The sequence below is a fragment of the Novosphingobium decolorationis genome, assembly GCF_018417475.1.
GTDB classification, from domain to species: Bacteria; Pseudomonadota; Alphaproteobacteria; order Sphingomonadales; family Sphingomonadaceae; genus Novosphingobium; species Novosphingobium decolorationis.
In genome coordinates this window covers 606,870-623,159 of sequence record NZ_CP054856.1, presented here as the reverse complement: position 1 = coordinate 623,159, position 16,290 = coordinate 606,870, and the positions used below count along the sequence as shown (strand labels likewise).

Below are 16,290 nucleotides of genomic sequence, written 5' to 3'. Positions count from 1 at the left end.
GGCGGCATTTTATTGAGTTTGACCTGTGGATTCGGGTTCTTGGCGCTTGCGCTGAACCCCCCACGCAATTTAAGGCCCAATTCCCATGGCGCGGCACATCTTCATCACCGGCGGCGTGGTCTCCTCGCTTGGCAAGGGCCTCATGGCCGCCAGCCTGGCCGCGTTGCTGCAGGCCCGTGGGTTCCGAGTGCGAATCCGCAAGTTCGACCCCTATCTCAACGTCGACCCGGGCACGATGAGCCCGTACCAGCACGGCGAGGTCTTCGTGACCGACGACGGTGCGGAAGCCGACCTTGACCTTGGCCACTATGAACGCTTCACCGGCGTCTCGGCGCACCAGGGCGACAACATCACCTCGGGCCGCATCTACCAGGATATCATCGCCAAGGAGCGCCGCGGCGACTACCTCGGCGCCACCGTCCAGGTCATCCCGCACGTCACCGACGCGATCAAGAACTTCGCGCAGGCCGACACCGAGGACCTCGACTTCGTGCTGTGCGAAGTCGGCGGCACGGTGGGCGACATCGAAGGCCTGCCCTTCATCGAGGCGCTGCGCCAGATGCGCAACGAGCTGGGCCGCGAGAACACCTGTTTCGTCCACGTCACGCTGGTGCCCTACATTGCGGCGGCGGGTGAGCTGAAGACCAAGCCGACCCAGCACTCGGTGCGCGAGATGACCGGCCTTGGCATCCAGCCCGACATCCTTCTGTGCCGCTGCGAGCACGAACTGCCCGAGAGCGAGCGCGCCAAGATCGCTCTGTTCTGCAACGTGCGCCGCGAAGCGGTCATTCCTGCGCTCGACGCGCCCAACATCTACGCGGTGCCGCTCCAGTACCACGCCGAGGGTCTCGACGCCGAGGTGCTGCATCACTTCGGCCTCAATTCGCCCGCGCCGGAACTGTCGCGCTGGACCGGCATCGTCGATCGCTTCCAGAACCCGGAAGGCGAAGTCACCATCGGTGTCGTGGGCAAGTACGTCGGCCTGCCCGATGCCTACAAGTCGCTGAACGAGGCGCTCGTCCATGGCGGCATGGCCAACAAGGCCAAGGTCAAGATCAAGTGGCTCGACGCGGAAATCTTCGAGCAGTCCGATGCCGAGATCGCGCACGCGCTCGAACCCATGCACGGCATTCTCGTGCCCGGCGGCTTCGGTGAGCGCGGGACCGAGGGCAAGATCGCGGCGGTGCGCTTTGCGCGCGAGCGCAAGGTGCCCTTCTTCGGCATTTGCCTGGGTATGCAGATGGCCTGCATCGAGGGCGCGCGCGCGGCGGGCATCGCTGCGGCAAGCTCGACCGAGTTCGGCCCGACCGACGAGCCGGTGGTGGGCATCATCACCGAGTGGATGGGCAAGGAAGGCCTGGAAACCCGCGCCGAAGGCGGCGATCTGGGCGGCACCATGCGCCTTGGCGCCTACACCGCCAAGCTGGACGGCAACAGCCAGGTTTCCAGCATCTACGGCGGCGCGACCGAGATTTCCGAGCGCCACCGCCACCGCTACGAAGTCAACGGCAAGTACCGCGACGCGCTCGAAAAGGACGGCCTGATCTTCTCGGGCATGTCGCCCGATGGCCTGCTGCCCGAAATCGTCGAGCGTCCCGATCACCCGTTCTTCGTGGGCGTGCAGTTCCACCCCGAACTTAAGTCGCGTCCGTTTGAACCGCACCCGCTGTTCTCGGGCTTCGTGGCGGCCGCGCTCCAGCACTCGCGCCTGGTTTGAGTGCTTCGCCGCGCCTTGGCGTGGGTCTTGTCGGAAACGGCATGGCCGCGCGGGTGTTTCACGCACCCTACATTGCGGCCTGCACCGGCCTTGACCTGCGCGCGGTGGTAAGCCGCCGGGCCGAGGCCGAGCTGCCTCTGCCCGGCCTCGCACGGGTGCCCGACATCGTCGATCTGCTGGACGATCCCGCGATCGACCTTGTCGTGATCGCCACCCCCAGCGCCACGCATGCGCAGCTGGCCCAGCAGGCGCTCGACGCGGGCAAGCACGTCGTCGTCGACAAGCCCTTCACCCTCGATCTGGCGAGCGCGCAGGATCTTGTCGCGCGCGCCAAGAGGGCAAACCGCGTCGTCACCGCCTTTCACAACCGGCGCGGTGATGCCGATTTCCTCGCCATCGAAGCGGCCATTGCGGCAGGGGAGATCGGCCGCGTCGTCCACTTCGAATCCCACTTCGACCGCTTCCGCCCCAAGGTGCGCGAGCGCTGGCGCGAGGACGGCAGCGAAGGCTCGGGCGTGTGGTTCGATCTTGGTCCCCACCTTGTCGATCAGGCGCTGTGCCTGTTCGGTGCGCCCGAAGCCGTAAGCGCCGATATCGCAGCGCTGCGCGAGGGCGGCCGGTCGGACGACTACGCGCACGTCACGCTCCACTACCCACAGTTGCGCGCCATCCTTCATGCCGGAATGTGCGTGGCGGGCGGCGAACCTCGCTTCCGTGTCCACGGCACGGGCGGCTCACTTCTGAAGAACGGCATCGATCCACAGGAAGCCCAATCCGTTGCGGGCATGCGCCCCGGCGATCCCGACTGGGGCCGCGATCCCGAACCGCTGGTGCGCTTTGATGGCGAAGGTGCTCGCCACGAGACGCCCCTTCCGCGTGGGTGCCAGGAACGTTTCTACGAGGATGTCGCCGCCGCGTGCCGGGGCGAGAAGCCGGTCGCGGTGTCGGGTGAGGACATCGTCCTCGTCCAGGCGGTGATCGAGGCCGCGCGCACGGCGAGCCGGACCGGGCAGCGCGTGGCGCTGGCCGAGGTGTTGGAAGAGGCAGGTCGGAAGTAGGATTTGCCGAGGGCCATTGCCCTCGGGCTCCCCGAACTGTCCAGCTCACGTCCCGCGCGCGACGCAGGCCGAGAAAGGCGACGCTGCCCATTTCGGGGTCAAGGGGCAATGGCCCCTTGGATCATTTCCTTCCTACCTTCCTGTTGCCTTTCCCGTCTTTTCGCGAAACCTTGGGTGTTCGGGCTCTCATCGTTGTGGGCCTGGCGAAGAGGGGGGAACACGTGGCTTTACCGCGTTCGCGCAAGCAGAAGCTGCACATCCTGGGCAGTCGCCTTCACAAATGGCTGGCAGTCTGTGTGGGGATCCAGGTCCTCCTGTGGATGGGCTCGGGAGCGATCATGTCCTGGCTCAAGATCGAGCATGTGCGTTCCGAGCATGTCATCGCGCGCACGCCGGGGGCGCTTCCCGCCGATGCCCCGGTGCCCTCGTGGCTGGCGAACGACGGCACGCTTGTCGCGGTCACGACGCGCGCGGTGAACGGGCAGAGCGTCATCGAAGTGCGCCGCCGCGATGGTTCGGCCGCCCTGCACGATCCGGTATCCGGTCGCCGGCTTTCCCCGCTTTCGGCCCGCACGGCTTCCGAGATTGCACAGGGTGCGTGGAAAGGGGCGCCGACAGACGTGCAGGGCGTCTTGCCCGTGCGCGCGCCGGTCGGGACCGAGTACGGCGGGCCGTTTCCGGCCTGGCAGGTGACGTTCGCGGACCCGGATCGCACCCGGCTCTACATCGATGCGTCGAGCGGGGCGGTGCTTGCCGCGCGCAGCGACACCTGGCGTGTCTTCGACCTTGTGTGGGGCCTGCACATCATGGACTGGACGCTGCGCGAGAGGATCAACAGCTGGTGGCTGTTCGTCTTTGCGCTGGGCGGCACGGCCATCGCGCTTTCGGGTTTCGTGCTTCTGGCAAACCGATTTCCGCGCCTGCCTCGTCCCCGCAAGCGGCGCTAAGTCGCTGAGCTTGCTCTTGCTCCGCCGCTCGCTAGCATGGGGGCATGGCAACCGGGCATCAAGGTGAGGGGCAGGGGGCGGACACGCCATGGCCTGAGGGCGTGATCGAAAGCGACGTTCCGGCCCGGCTCGACCGCCTGCCGTGGTCGCGCTTTCACTGGCTGGTGGTCTGCGCGCTGGGCATCACCTGGATTCTCGACGGGCTGGAAGTCACGCTGACCGGCTCGATTGCGCCCGCCTTGCGCGAGAGCCCGGTGCTCGCCTTTTCCGCGCGCGAGATCGGGCTGGCGAACAGCCTGTATCTGGCAGGTGCGGTCACGGGCGCTCTGTTCTTCGGCTGGCTGACCGACCGGCTGGGGCGCAAGCGGCTCTTCACGCTGACGCTTCTGATCTACCTCCTCGCCACGGCAGGCACGGCTTTTACCTGGGACCTGCCGAGCTTTGCGCTCATGCGCTTTCTCACCGGCGCCGGGATCGGGGGGGAGTACAGCGCGATCAATTCGGCCATTCAGGAGCTGATCCCCGCGCGCCGCCGGGGCTGGACCGACCTTGTCATCAACGGCTCGTACTGGGTGGGGGCAGGGGTTGCGGGCGCGCTCTCGGTGGTGGTGCTCGATCCGCGCCTCTTTGCCCCCGATGTCGGCTGGCGCATTGCCTTTGGCTTCGGGGCGGTGACGGGGCTCATCGTGATCGCGCTGCGCCGCCACATCCCGGAGAGCCCGCGCTGGTTGCTCACTCACGGGCAGGGTGCCAAGGCCGAGGCCATCGTGGGTGAGATCGAGGCGCGCACGCAGACGCAAGGGCTCACCATTCAGGGTGAAACTCCGAAGGCCCGTCTCAAGGCACGCCGCGCCACGCCCTTGCGCGAAGTGTGGGAGGCGCTCTTTCGCACGTATCCGCGCCGCACCGCGCTTGGCCTTGTTCTGATGGCGGCGCAGGCCTTCCTCTACAACGCGATCTTCTTCACTTACGCCCTGATCCTGAGCGATTTCTATGGCGTGCCTTCGGACCGGGTGGGCTGGTACGTGCTGCCTTTCGCGGTGGGCAACGTGCTCGGGCCGCTGCTGCTGGGCCCCCTGTTCGACAGTTGGGGGCGGCGTCCGATGATCGCGCTGACCTATGGCGTCTCGGGGCTTCTGCTCGCCGCGACGGGCCTCGCCTTCCGGCTTGAGATGCTCGATGCCACCACGCAGACCCTGTGCTGGAGCGTGACGTTCTTCTTCGCCTCGGCCGCCGCCTCCTCGGCCTATCTGACCGTGGCCGAGAGTTTCCCGCTCGAAGTGCGCGCGCTGGCCATTGCGGTGTTCTATGCGCTGGGCACGGGGATCGGCGGGGTCATGGCGCCCTGGCTCTTCGGTGTCCTCATCGAGAGCGGATCGCGCGCGGACGTGCTGGGCGGCTATCTCCTTGCCAGCGCGCTCATGCTGCTGGCCGCCTTCGTGGGCTGGCGCTTCGGACTCGATAACGAGCGCAAGGCGCTGGAGGCCGTGGCGCGGCCCCTGTCCTGGCACGATGAGGACGGCGGGTAACTACGCGAAAAAGGGCGGCCCGCGTGTGCGGACCGCCCTGAATGGCATCATCGAATGGAAGAGGCCTCAGGCCGCGGCGCTATCCGCGTCCTTGTTGGGCTCGCTCTCGATCACCTTGAGCTGGTTGCCGCCAATGGCGATCTTCTTGGGCTTCATCGCCTCGGGCACTTCGCGCACGAGGTCGATCACGAGGAGACCATCGGCCAGGTCCGCCGCGTCCACCCGCACGTAGTCGGCGAGTTCGAAGCGGCGATCAAAACCCCGCTGGGCAATGCCCATGTGCAGGAAGTCGCCATCCGCGCCCTCGTCGGGCTTGCGGCCCTTGACGATGAGCAGGTTGGCCTGCGCGGTGATGTCGATGTCCTCGGGCTTGAAGCCGGCCACGGCCAGCGTGATGCGGTAGGCATCCTCGCCGCGGCGTTCGATGTTGAAGGGCGGATACTTGTCGCCCGCGTTCACGCGGTGCTGGTTCTCGAGCATGTCGAAAAGACGGTCGAAACCGACCATGGAACGGCGATAGGGCGCAAAATCGATACGGTTCATGACAAAAATCCTCATCTGAGCAATCTTCGTGGGTGAAGCCCGGCTGCCCGGCGCTTCGTCAGGTGTGTCATCCCCTTTTGGCTGGGCCATGACACATGGAATTAGATATGATAGCCCCGCGCCAAATCAAGGGCCTGACACACGGCCCTTTCGTAAAATTTCAGGAGACACCCGCATGAGCCAGCCCAAGGTCGAGATCTACTCCAAGTGGGGCTGCCCCTATTGCGTGGCCGCCAAGGCTCTGTTCGACCAGAAGGGCGTGGCCTACGAGGAATACGACATCACCATGGGCGGCCCCAAGCGTGACGAGATGGAAGCGCGCGTGCCCGGCGCCCGCACGCTTCCCCAGATCCTCGTGGACGACAAGGCCTACGGCGGCTTCGACGATGTCAACGCGCTCGAGCGCGCGGGCAAGCTCGACGCCATCCTCGGCCTGTGATCGGCTGACCCGATGCCCCGCGCTGCACTTTTCCAGATGACCAGCGGGATCGACCCCGCTGCCAACGCTGAGGCCATCGTCGGCGCCATCGCCGAGGCGCGCCGCGAAGGCGCGGCAATGCTCTTCACGCCCGAGATGTGCGGCCTGCTGGACCGCGACCGCAAACGTGGTGCTGCGCATGTCGTGGCCGAGGGCGAGAACCCGGTCCTCGCCGCCGCGCGCGAGGCGGCCGCGCGCGAGGGCATCTGGGTGCACCTGGGCTCGCTCGCGGTGCAGGGCGATGACGCGGGTGAGGGCGGGGACGGGCGCTTTGCCAACCGTGCCTTCGTGATCGACGATACGGGCGCGGTGCGCGCACGCTACGACAAGATCCATATGTTCGACGTGGACCTGGCGACCGGAGAAAGCTGGCGCGAATCGAACGCCTATGCCCCTGGGCGCGAGGTGGTGACGGTGGATACTCCGCTGGGGAGGCTTGGCCTCGCGATCTGCTACGACATCCGCTTTCCCGCTCTGTTCGAGGCCTTGGGGCGCGCCAAGTGCGACGTCATCGCCATCCCCGCCGCGTTCACCGTCCCCACGGGCCGTGCCCACTGGCACCTATTGCAATGCGCCCGTGCGGTCGAGGCGAGCGCCTACGTCGTGTCGGCCGCGCAGGTCGGCGAGCATGCGGACGGGCGCACGACTTATGGCCATTCGGTGGTGGTCGACCCCTGGGGCGAAATCCGCCTCGACATGGGCGGAGCCGACGACGGCGGGTGCCCCGGCCTTGGCTTTGCCGAAATCGATCCGGCCCGTATCGCCGAAGTGCGCGCCCAACTCCCCAGCCTTGCCAACAGGCAGACCTTGCCAAGCCCCCTGTGATCGCCACATAGGCGTCACATGATTGTCTACGATCTGGAATGCCGCGGTGAGGGTCATCGCTTCGAGGGCTGGTTCAAGTCCTCGGACGATTTCGCGCGCCAGCAGGAGCGGGGCCTCGTCGCCTGTCCGTTCTGCGGCTCGGGCGATGTTGCCAAGGCGCCCCAGGCCGCCCGTCTCGCGCGCAAGGGCAACCAGAAGCCCGAACCCTCCCGCCCCGCCGCCAGGTCGCCCGAGCGTGGACCCGCGAGCGCGCCGCGCGAAGGCGGCGAACCTGTCGCGGTGGCCCCGGTTTCCTCGCACGAGTTGCCCCAGCAGACGGTGGAGATGATCCACAAGCTCGCCGAAATGCAGGCCAGGGCGCTCAAGGCCTCGCGCTATGTGGGCGAAAGCTTCGCCGAGAATGCACGCCAGATGCACTACGGCGAGCGCGCGGTGGAGCAGATCCACGGCGAAACCACGCTCGAGGACGCGCAGGAACTGATGGACGAGGGCATCTCGGTCGTCCCCCTCCCGTTCCCGATCGCCCCGCCGGACGAAACCAACTAGGTTTACGCGCCCCGCACGCCATCCCCCGCTTGCCTAGCCGCCTTCCCGCCGCTAGGACGCCCTTGCGTGCGCCCATAGCTCAGCCGGATAGAGCACCAGATTCCTAATCTGGGGGCCAGTGGTTCGAATCCACTTGGGCGCACCAACATCTCTCTTTCTTCATATCGCAGGATTTCGTTCGGGCGCTGCGGCGTGGCCCGCTTCCGGCGGGGGCGAGTCTGCTCGGGCTTTGTGGCTCTGGTGGGACCAGACGCTGTCGCGTGGGCCGTTGCGTGCGCGGCGGCGGGTGGCGCGTGCGGCGAGGGTGAGGCTGGCGGCGAGCGCGACGCTGACGGCATCGACCAGCGGCTGGCTCCAGGGATGCAGGTCAAGGAAGGTCAGGCTCGCCAGTGGGATGGTGAGAAGGGCGAGCGCGGCTGCGGGGAGGAGTTCGCGCGCGCCTCTTGCGGTGCCGCGCACCAGCGCCCAGGCGACGAATCCTGTAAAGACCACATAGTAGATGGCGCTGTGAATGCCCGCGGTGGCCTCGGTGCCGAGCGGTTTGGCCGCTGCAAGCGTCACCGCGATTCCCGCCACGCAGCCCAGCGGTACGCCCACGGTGAGCGCGCCCAGGGCTCGTGTCGCGCGGGTCTGCGTCACCGCACCGGCCTTACGCTCGCGCTTGCGACGCGATTCCACCCAGAGCAGGTTGCCCGTGTAGAACAGCATCGCGCCGGCCAGTCCCAGCAGGAAGTAGGACCAGCGGATCGGTGCTCCGCCGAAGCTGCCGAAGTGCAGCGCGAAGAAGTTGGTGATCGTGGCCCCCCATGCGTCCTGCAGGCCGGGCATGTAGGTCGTGTCGGTCAGCGCGCCGGTGACCGGATCGGCCTCGACCATGCCGAACGTGGGGCCGCGCAGGCCAAAACGTGGATCATGGCCGCTGAGGCGCGCCTGCGGCTGACCCTCGCGGCCCGTGTGGTAGGTGATCGCGCGGATGGTGAAGCCCGGCGCCTGGCTCTCGACACGCTGGGCGAGCTTGGCCGGTGTGAGCAATTCGGGACCCTGTCCGTTCGGGTTCGGCGGGGGCGGCGGTGCCATCTGTGCGCGCGGGGCGCCCCGGTCCATGAAGGCGGCACCTTGCAGGTCGTAAAATTCGTCGTGGAAGGCGAAGACCACGGCGGTCAGGGCCATGACGATGTGGAAGGGCAGGCTGACGATGCCCAGCACGTTGTGGACATCGAGCCACATGCGCTTGGCGTTCTTGCCCACGCGCACCGCGAAGAAGTCCGCGACGAGACTGGGGAGGAGCACGATTACGCCCGAGACCAGCGCGATGAAGTAGAGCAGCGAGATCGCGCCCATGATCGGCATGGCAACCTCGTGCGCAAAGGGCAGGCCGACCTGCTGGTGCAGCCTGTCGATGAACTGCGCCACGGGCGAGGCGGCCTGCTTCTCGACCTCGAGCGTGCCGTCGGGCGCCAGCGCGGCGAGGAAGATCTCTGGGTCGCGTCGGCTGCCCTGCGACCATGTGACGCGGGCCGGGTTCTCCGGTCCGGTTTCAAGGTGCACGTCGTAGGAGCGGGCGGCCTCGGGATGGGCGGCGAGGACCGCCTCGACCAGTTCGGGCGCGCGCTCCAGCGGGACCGGGGCCGAGAGCGAGGTGGGCGCAGAGGCCCAGCGCTGGATCGGCTCCTCGAACATGGTCACAGCGCCCGCGAAGAAGGCGATGAACAGGGCGAGGCCGGAGACGATGCCGACCCAGCCATGTATCTCCTTGTACATCCGCAGGATATCGGTGCGCACTTTCATGACAGGCTCCCCAGCGCGAACAGTGTGAGCCACACGGCTGCGGCGGCAAGGCCGAGCCAGAGCCAGGCGCGAAGGCCGCTGCGAAAGAGAAAGCACAGCGACAGGACGGCACACCAGACCGGCGCGATGGTCCACATCGTGAACTGGCCTTGCGGGGAAAAGAAGCTGTCGCGCACGCCCAGCAGGGTGGCGAGCAGTCCCGAGACACCAAGCGCGAGGGCGAGCCCCAGGACGAGGCCGGCGGCGGTCTTGCCCGCCCAGTTCCGGCTGGTGAGTGGCGGGGTCATTTGGGAGCCTTTCGATCTCCGGCGCGCCAGGCGGCCGCGAGTGGGAGCAGCGACCAGACCAGCATGAGTGCGGTCAGCCAGATGAAGACGGAGGTGGCCGGGCCCGACCAGGTGAGCAGGTCAAGAAGGCCGAGCAGGGTGGCGCCCCAGCCTGCCCAGAAGATCCCGCGCGCTGCAGGCTTGCCCGGGCGCAGCGCCTGGTTGGGCGCGGCGCGGTAGAGTAGCGCGGCGCCCAGCACGGTCAGGACGAGACCGGTGGGCAGGGCCAGTTCGGCCGGGAGCGTGGACCCCGTCATGGCCGGGCCTCCTGGAATGCGACGCGTACCGCCTGGCCGAGGCCCGGCAGCAGCGTGCCGCCATGGCTTTCACCCGAATAGACGCGGCTGTGCACCTCAAGATTCTCCACTGCGGCGAGACGGTCGGCCAGTTCGCGGTGGGTCATCGTCATGGCCTGGCTGCGGGCGCGGACGCTGTCCTGCTCGCGTTCCCCCACCGCGAGATGGAGCGTACGGGGCCCGGCCGCCGCGAGGCGCGCGGGAAGGCCGGCAAGGCCGCCCAGCAGGCTGCGCGCCCCGAACCAGAGCGAGGGGCTGGTTGCTACGTAGTTACGGAACAATTCCGGCTCGCCCAGCAGTGTGTCGAGAACAAAGAGAGCGCCGAAGCTGTGGCCCCACAGCGTCTGGCGGGCGGTATCGACACGGTAGCGGCCCGTAATGCGGGGCATGAGGTCGCCCGCGAGGAAGCGGCGGAAGGCAGGCGCGCCGCCGGTCGGATGGGCGACGGCGTCCGGCGGACCTTCGGGCGTGTAGTCGAAGCTGCGCCGCGCGAGCATGTCGTCCCCGTCCGGGTAGCCGATGGCAACGACGATGCCTTCGCTCTGCCCTTCGTCGCGGCCGAAGCGGGCCAGGCGCTGTGCGGTCTCGACCGCGCTTGCAAAGGTCATGTCGCCATCGAGCAGGTAGAGCACGGGAAAGCCGCCCGGCGGTGCGGGGCGCCGGGGCACGTGGACATGGACGCGATAGCGCGCGCCCGTGCGCGAGGTCATCGCGAATGTGTCGCTGCCCTCGATGATGTAGGGCGCGGCCAGGAGCGGGGCGGGCGCGGCGAACGTCGCCAGCGCAAGCCCCGCCGTGAGCGCGCGTGCCCTGGAGCTTACCATGTGAACTGCACCCGCGCGGTCACCACGCGGCCCTGTCCGTAGTAGCACGAGGCGACCGAGGTACAGGTGACGACATAGCGCGTGTCGGCCACGTTGCGCGCGTTGAGCGAGAGGCCGATGCCTTCCAGCGCCGCGTTCGCCTCGCCCAGGTCATAGCGCAGCATGAGGTCGAACAGGGTGTAGTCCTGGATGCGGAAATCGGCGTTCATCGCATCGCCCCAGCTCTTGCCGGTGTAGCGCACGCCGCCCCCGAAGCCGAGCCCGGCCAGCGGACCGTTCGCGATGCGCTGGTTGACGAAGAGCGAAGCCATGTAGGCGGGCACCTGGGGCAGGCTCTTGCCGACGAGGTCCTCGTGGGTGTCCTGGGTCACGTCGGAATCGAGGTGGGTGGCGGACGCGATGACGGTCGTGCCTGACCCCAGCGAGGCACGGGCCTCCAGTTCCGCGCCGCGAATGCGCGCCTCGCCGGCCTGGACCAGGCAGACATTGCCGTTGCCGCAGATCGTGCCGTCGGGATCGTTCGTCTGGACGTTCTGCTGGGTAATCTCGAAGACCCCCGCGGTGAGGTAGATGCCCGTGCCCGCCTGGTAGCGCAGGCCCGCCTCGAACTGCTCACCGGTGGTGGGGCGGAAGGGCTGCTGGTCGAGCACGCTTTCAAGCGGCACGAGCTGCGGGATGAAGCTTTGTGAGTAGCTGAAGTAGGGTGCGAGGCCGTTGTCGAAGAGGTAGACCGCGCCCGCGCGCCAGGTGAATTTGCTGGCGTCGTAGTCGTTTTCGGTGTCGGTCAGGCGGTTGCGGGTGTGGTCGCTGGTCCAATCGTAGCGCCCGCCGATGTTGAGGCGAAGGCGTCCCCATTCGACCTCGTCCTGTGCGTAGAGGCCGGTCTGCTCGCTCGTCGCCGCGCCGTAGACCTGCGGGGCCATGTTCGCGGCGTAGTCCTGGCTGCCGCGCGGCTGGGGATCGAAGATGTCGTAGAGCGGATCGACCTGGCCGCGCGGCAGGCCGGGCAGGCTGACCAGGTCGCGGTCGTGGGTCCAGTCGGTGTGGAAGTAGTCCAGCCCGGCGAGAAGGGTGTGGGCAAGCGTGCCGGTGCGCACGCGCCATTCCAGCTGGTTGTCGATGGCAAAGCCGTCGCTCGAGCCTGCCGAGGCGATCGCGCGGCGTCCGATGGTCTGCCCGTCGATGCAGGCCGGGCCATACTGCGGGACCGCGCTGCAGTCGGTCACCGTCCCGCCCGAGAGCACGGTCACCCGGTAGGCCGAGGTGATGTGGGTGTAGCGCAGGTTGTTGCGGAAGGTGAGGTTGTCAGCGATGTCGTGGCGGAAGAACGAGGCGGCAAGATACTGGTTGCGCGTGAAGTTGTTCCACGAAGGCTCGCCGATGTTGGCGTCGTTGGCGATGTAGCCGCCGTTGCTGGGCTCGTAGGTGCCCAGCGCGGGCAGGAACTGGTAGGTCGCGCCGCCATCGTCGTGCTGGTACTGGCCCAGCAGGGTCCAACTGGTGGCCGCAGTGGGCTCCCAGGTCACGCTGGGCGAGACGTAGTAGCGGCTGTTCTCGACATCGTTGACCTGGCTGCCACCATGTTGGGCGAGGCCGACGAGGCGGGCGGACAGGCGCCCGTCCTCGTCCAGCGGGCCGCCGAAGTCCGCGCCCAGGCGGCCCGACCAGTTGCCAAGATCGGTGTAGCCTTGGGCCTGGAGCAGCACTTCGCCCTGGAAGTGGGAGGTGGGGCGCTTGGTGACGATGTTGACGATGCCGCCCGGTGCCGACTGGCCGTAAAGCACGCCCGAAGGGCCTTTCAGGACCTCGATCTGCTGGAGGCCGAAGGTGTCGAAGCCGAAGCGGGTGAACTGGCCGCCCGTGGGCAGGCGCAGCCCGTCGACGAAGTTGTTGTTCGAGGAATAGCCACCCGCGCTGAAGCCGCGCACCGAGACCTCGTCGGTGCGGCTATCGATGCCCATGGGTTCGGCCTGGACCCCGGCGGTGTAGGAGAGGGCATCGGCGATTGTCGTCGCCCCGCGCAGGTCCATCTCCTCGCGCGCGACGATCGAGACGCTCTGGGGGGCTTCGATGATGGGCGTGTCGGTCTTGGTGGTCGAGGTCGCGCTGGAAAGGCCCGTCGCGGTGACGATGATGCGCTTGCCTGCGTCCTCGGGCCCCAGATCATCTGGACCCGGAGCGGGCGCGCCTTGCGCGGCGCACAGGCTGCTCCATCCGGCGCTGAGCAGCAGGCCGCCAATTGCGTACGTTCTCACGATGTCCCCTCATTCTCTCTGATCTCTCGCGACTCCTTCTAATGCGAATCAGTCGCATTAGCAATGCTAAGTGGAGTTTTGGAAGGCGGAAGGGGGTGGGCATTGGCGGACGAAGGCGGTGGCCGTGTGGCCTGATCCGGTGGCGGAACGCTCGACGCAGGAGAGGGGGCACGAGGGTGCAAAGTTCGCGGACACAGCGGCTTGGGCCGCGTGCGGGAAGGAAAGAGACGTCTCCGAAAAAAGGGGTTCCGAGGGCCATCGCCCTCGGGCTCCCCGAAATGTCGACGTCACCTTAAGTGAACAACGCGGGCTGAGAGAGCGGAGGTGGCCGAGTTTGGGGTCAAGGGGCGATGGCCCCTTGAAAGGATTTTCTTCTTCTGGCTCGCTCCGGTGAGCCCGGTCCACGCCTCAAACCTCGCCCGCCATGCGCGCGATGATCGGACAGTCGGGACGCGCATCGCCCGCGCAGCCCTCCGCCAGGTGGAGCAGGCTTTCGCGCATGTCGGACAGCGCCTTGGCCTTGCGGCCCAGTTCCTCGGCCTTGGCGAGCGCGAGCGCCTTGACCTCGGCGCTGGCGCGGTGGTCGTTACCCCACAGCTCCAGCAATTCGCCGATCTCCTCGATGGCAAAGCCCAGATCGCGCGCGTTGGCAATGAAGCGCAGCCGCGCGATGTCGGCGTGGGCGTAATTGCGATACCCGCTGCCCCGGCGCGCGGGCGCCGGGATCAGGCCGATCTTCTCGTAGTGACGGATCATGCGCTGCGAGACGCCCGTGCGTGCAGAGGCTTCCCCGATGTTCACAGCTTCGTCGCTTTCAGGCGCAGCGCGTTGCCGATCACGCTGACCGAGGAGAGCGACATCGCCGCCGCCGCGATCACGGGGGAGAGCAGGATGCCGAAATGCGGGTAGAGGACACCGGCAGCCACCGGCACGCCCAGAGCGTTGTAGCCGAAGGCGAAGAGGAGGTTCTGGCGGATGTTGGCCATGACCTTGCCGCTCAGCGTACGGGCCCGGGCAAGGCCGGTAAGATCGCCTGTCAGAAGCGTGATCCCCGCGCTCTCGATCGCGACATCGCTGCCCGATCCCATCGCGATGCCCACGTCTGCTGCGGCCAGTGCGGGGGCGTCGTTGACCCCGTCGCCCGCCATCGCGACCACCCGGCCTTCGGCACGCAGGCGTTCGACCACCTCGCTCTTGCGGTCGGGAAGGACTTCGGCCTCGACCTCGGTGATGCCGAGACGGCCGGCGATGGCCGTGGCGGTCGTCGCGTTGTCGCCGGTGAGCATGACCACGCGCAGTCCCTCTGCACGCAGCGCGGCGAGGGCGTCGGACGTGCTCTCCTTCACCGTGTCGGCCAGCGCGAGAACGCCGCCAAGGTCCCCGTCAAGCGCGACGAAGATCGCGGTGGCACCGTCCTTGCGCAGGGCCTCGGCGGTTTCGGAAGCCGCGTCGGTCGCAATGCCGTTTTCCTCCAGGAAACCGGCCGAGCCGACAAGAACGCGGCGTCCTTCCACCTGGCCTTGCGCGCCCTTGCCGGTGGGAAAATCGGCTTCGGTCACCTCGCCCAGGGCCAGATCGCGGCGCTGGGCCTCGGCCACCACGGCGCGCGCGAGCGGATGCTCCGAGGCTTGCTCGAGCGCGGCAGCAAGGCACAGCACATCGTCTTCGCCGTACCCGCCGAAGGTGCGGACCTGCGTTACCGAAGGGCGTCCCTCGGTGAGCGTGCCGGTCTTGTCGACGACCAGCGTGTCGACCTTCTCCATGCGTTCGAGCGCCTCGGCGTTCCTGACGAGGATGCCTTCCTGCGCGCCGCGCCCGATGCCGACCATGATCGACATGGGCGTGGCAAGGCCGAGCGCGCAGGGGCAGGCGATGATGAGGACCGCGACCGCGGCGAGCAGGGCATGGGTGGCGCGCGGTTCGGGGCCCCAGATCATCCAGGCGGCAAAGGCCAGCGCGGCGACGGCGAGGATCAGCGGCACGAACCAGCCCGCGACCTGGTCGGCAAGGCGCTGGATCGGCGCGCGCGAGCGCTGCGCCTGCGCGACCATCTGGACGATGCGCGCAAGGAGCGTGTCGCGTCCCAGCTTCTGCGCCTCCATGACCAGCGCGCCGCTGGAGTTGAGCGTGCCCCCGATCACCGCATCGCCCGCCTCGCGGGTGACCGGCATGGCTTCGCCCGTCACCATCGATTCGTCGAGCGAGGAGCGCCCCTCCAGGATCGTGCCGTCGACCGGGATCTTCTCGCCCGGCCGCACGCGCAGGCGGTCCCCGATCCTGAGTGCGTCCAGCGGCACGTCTTCTTCGCCCGTGTCGGTCAGGCGCCGCGCGGTACGCGGAGCCAGGCCCAGCAGCGCCTTCAGCGCGTCGGAGGTGCGCTCGCGCGCGCGCAGTTCGAGCACCTGGCCCAGCAGCACGAGGACGGTGATCACCGCGGCGGCCTCGAAATAGACCGGCACGGTGCCGTCCATGGTGCGCATGGCGGGCGGAAAAAGTCCGGGCGCGAGCGTCGCAATGATCGAATAGGTCCAGGCAACGCCGGTCCCGAGCGCGATCAGCGTGAACATGTTGAGATGGCGCGTGCGCACCGAGGCCAGCGCGCGCGTGAAGAAGGGCCATCCCGCCCAGAGCACGACCGGGGTGGACAGGACGAGCTGGATCCACACCGAGACATGCATGGGGACGAGGCGGTGAAGCGCCGGGACAATATGGCTCCCCATCTCCAGCAGGAAAACGGGGAGAGCAAGCGCCAGCGCGACCTTGAAGCGGCGCGTCATGTCGCGCATTTCCTCGCTCGGGCCGGCGTCGGGATCGACCATCTCGGCCTCGAGCGCCATGCCGCAGATGGGGCAGGCGCCGGGGTGGTCCTGGCGCACGTCCGGGTGCATCGGGCAGGTCCAGATGGCGCCTTCCGGGACAGGCTCGTCGGCGCCCGCGCCCTCCAGCCAGCGGGCGGGATCGTCCTCGAACCGGGCCTGGCAGCGTGCGCTGCAGAAGTGGTAGGCCTGCCCTTCGTGCTCGGTATGGTGCGGGCTCGTCGCGGGATCGACCGTCATGCCGCAGACGGGATCGGTGACCGTGTGCGCCTCGTGTCCGCCTTGCGCGCTCTGCGGGGCATGGTGATGGCAGTGCTGTTCGTCGTGCATCGCAGTCCCTCC

Annotated in this window: 15 protein-coding genes and 1 tRNA gene; 8 read left to right on the top strand and 8 right to left on the bottom strand. The window is 67.9% G+C overall.

Annotation, left to right across the window (positions count from 1 at the left end; all coding sequences use genetic code 11):
- Positions 1-85 precede the first annotated feature (85 nt).
- From HT578_RS02815 to HT578_RS02800, 4 genes are all read left to right on the top strand, one after another.
- A complete protein-coding gene (locus HT578_RS02815) occupies positions 86-1,717 on the top strand; it encodes a CTP synthase (RefSeq protein WP_039393299.1) in 1,632 nt (543 codons plus the stop codon).
- Entirely contained in the window at positions 1,714-2,775 is a 1,062-nt protein-coding gene (locus HT578_RS02810) for an oxidoreductase (protein WP_239026457.1), read from the top strand. The genes HT578_RS02815 and HT578_RS02810 overlap by 4 nt, the downstream gene beginning before the upstream one ends.
- 221 nt (positions 2,776-2,996) lie before the next feature.
- On the top strand, positions 2,997-3,722 hold the full coding sequence (locus tag HT578_RS02805) for a PepSY domain-containing protein (RefSeq protein WP_213502102.1): 726 nt from the start codon (positions 2,997-2,999) through the stop codon (positions 3,720-3,722).
- A 44-nt stretch (positions 3,723-3,766) separates the two neighbouring features.
- On the top strand, positions 3,767-5,251 hold the full coding sequence (locus HT578_RS02800; protein ID WP_213502100.1) for an MFS transporter: 1,485 nt from the start codon (positions 3,767-3,769) through the stop codon (positions 5,249-5,251).
- Between the two features lie 66 nt (positions 5,252-5,317).
- On the opposite strand, the gene HT578_RS02795 is transcribed toward HT578_RS02800, so the two are convergent.
- Positions 5,318-5,794 carry an Hsp20 family protein gene (locus HT578_RS02795; protein WP_213502098.1) on the bottom strand — a complete coding sequence of 159 codons (477 nt, stop codon included), beginning with the start codon at positions 5,792-5,794 and terminating at the stop codon, positions 5,318-5,320.
- Positions 5,795-5,969: 175 nt separating this feature from the next.
- Between HT578_RS02795 and grxC the strand changes: the two genes are divergently transcribed.
- From grxC to HT578_RS02775, 4 genes are all read left to right on the top strand, one after another.
- Positions 5,970-6,233 carry a glutaredoxin 3 gene (gene grxC / locus HT578_RS02790; RefSeq protein WP_213502097.1) on the top strand — a complete coding sequence of 88 codons (264 nt, stop codon included), beginning with the start codon at positions 5,970-5,972 and terminating at the stop codon, positions 6,231-6,233.
- Between the two features lie 12 nt (positions 6,234-6,245).
- Positions 6,246-7,097 (top strand): carbon-nitrogen hydrolase family protein, encoded by an 852-nt coding sequence (locus tag HT578_RS02785; RefSeq protein ID WP_213502095.1) that lies wholly within the window; start codon positions 6,246-6,248, stop codon positions 7,095-7,097.
- An 18-nt stretch (positions 7,098-7,115) separates the two neighbouring features.
- A complete protein-coding gene (locus tag HT578_RS02780; RefSeq protein WP_039393307.1) occupies positions 7,116-7,643 on the top strand; it encodes a DUF1178 family protein in 528 nt (175 codons plus the stop codon).
- Positions 7,644-7,711: 68 nt separating this feature from the next.
- Positions 7,712-7,788 (top strand) — tRNA-Arg (locus HT578_RS02775).
- A gap of 14 nt (positions 7,789-7,802) precedes the next feature.
- Here the strand turns inward: HT578_RS02775 and HT578_RS02770 are convergent.
- The 7 genes from HT578_RS02770 to HT578_RS02740 all read right to left on the bottom strand — a co-directional run bounded on the left by HT578_RS02770 (position 7,803) and on the right by HT578_RS02740 (position 16,278).
- A complete protein-coding gene (locus HT578_RS02770; protein ID WP_213502094.1) occupies positions 7,803-9,431 on the bottom strand; it encodes a PepSY-associated TM helix domain-containing protein in 1,629 nt (542 codons plus the stop codon).
- Positions 9,428-9,718: a hypothetical protein gene (locus tag HT578_RS02765; RefSeq protein WP_213502092.1), complete on the bottom strand. Its 291-nt coding sequence runs from the start codon at positions 9,716-9,718 to the stop codon at positions 9,428-9,430. The genes HT578_RS02770 and HT578_RS02765 overlap by 4 nt, the downstream gene beginning before the upstream one ends.
- The gene (locus HT578_RS02760) at positions 9,715-10,014 is read right to left on the bottom strand and encodes a hypothetical protein (RefSeq protein ID WP_213502090.1); all 300 of its coding nucleotides are present in this window, start codon (positions 10,012-10,014) and stop codon (positions 9,715-9,717) included. Before HT578_RS02760 ends, HT578_RS02765 begins: the two co-directional genes overlap by 4 nt.
- The gene (locus tag HT578_RS02755) at positions 10,011-10,877 is read right to left on the bottom strand and encodes an alpha/beta hydrolase (RefSeq protein WP_213502088.1); all 867 of its coding nucleotides are present in this window, start codon (positions 10,875-10,877) and stop codon (positions 10,011-10,013) included. The genes HT578_RS02760 and HT578_RS02755 overlap by 4 nt, the downstream gene beginning before the upstream one ends.
- On the bottom strand, positions 10,871-13,132 hold the full coding sequence (locus HT578_RS02750; RefSeq protein ID WP_239026456.1) for a TonB-dependent siderophore receptor: 2,262 nt from the start codon (positions 13,130-13,132) through the stop codon (positions 10,871-10,873). Before HT578_RS02750 ends, HT578_RS02755 begins: the two co-directional genes overlap by 7 nt.
- Positions 13,133-13,540: 408 nt before the next feature.
- Positions 13,541-13,933: a Cu(I)-responsive transcriptional regulator gene (cueR, locus tag HT578_RS02745; RefSeq protein WP_213502086.1), complete on the bottom strand. Its 393-nt coding sequence runs from the start codon at positions 13,931-13,933 to the stop codon at positions 13,541-13,543.
- The gene (locus tag HT578_RS02740) at positions 13,930-16,278 is read right to left on the bottom strand and encodes a heavy metal translocating P-type ATPase (RefSeq protein ID WP_213502084.1); all 2,349 of its coding nucleotides are present in this window, start codon (positions 16,276-16,278) and stop codon (positions 13,930-13,932) included. Before HT578_RS02740 ends, cueR begins: the two co-directional genes overlap by 4 nt.
- Between the last annotated feature and the right edge of the window lie 12 nt (positions 16,279-16,290).